Source organism: Actinomadura rubrobrunea NBRC 15275 (genome assembly GCF_001552235.1).
Classification (GTDB): domain Bacteria; phylum Actinomycetota; class Actinomycetes; order Streptosporangiales; family Streptosporangiaceae; genus Spirillospora; species Spirillospora viridilutea.
In genome coordinates, this window is sequence record NZ_BCQU01000225.1 from 1 (window position 1) to 686 (window position 686).

Sequence of the window (686 nt, forward strand, 5' to 3'; positions counted from 1 at the left end):
CTCGCCCAGGAGCAGGTCGCGTTCGTCGGGGGTGAGGATCTCGGCGGCGCTGATGGGGGCGTCCGGAGCGTCGACGACCTCGCGGAGGAAGCGTTCGAAGCGGGCGGCGAGGCGTTCGACCGTGGGCCGGTCGAACAGGTCGAGGGCGTACTCCAGGGCGCCTTCGATACGCCCGTCGCGTTCCTCCAGGTAGAGGGAGAGATCGTATTTGGCCGCGCCGGACGGCAGGGGCTCGGCGGCGACGGTGAGGCCGTCGAGGTCGAGGCGCGCCTGGGGGTTGTTCTGGAACGACAGGACGACCTGGAACAGGGGGTGCCGTGACATCGATCGGGGCGGGTTGAGGACCTCCACCAGGCGTTCGAACGGCACGTCCTGATGCGCGTAGGCGGCCAGATCCGCCTCCCGCACCCGACCGACCAGCTCCCGGAACGACGGATCCCCCGACGTGTCGGTCCGCAACACCAACATGTTCACGAACATCCCGACCAGATCGTCCAGCGCGTCGTCCGTCCGACCCGCGATCGGCGAACCGATCGGAACGTCCGTCCCCGCACCCAGCCGCGTCAGCAACGCGGCGAACGCGGCCTGCATGACCATGAACAGGCTGGCTCCGGTCTGCCGCGCCAGCGCGACCAGTCCGGCGCGCAGGTCCGCGTCGAGCCGGACGGGCACGGTGTCGCCCCGGT

Annotated in this window: 1 protein-coding gene; it reads right to left on the reverse strand. The window is 70.4% G+C overall.

Annotation, left to right across the window (positions count from 1 at the left end):
- On the reverse strand, positions 1-672 hold a 672-nt coding region (locus AR3_RS29140), incomplete at its 3' end, for a condensation domain-containing protein (protein ID WP_281179300.1).
- Positions 673-686: the final 14 nt, after the last annotated feature.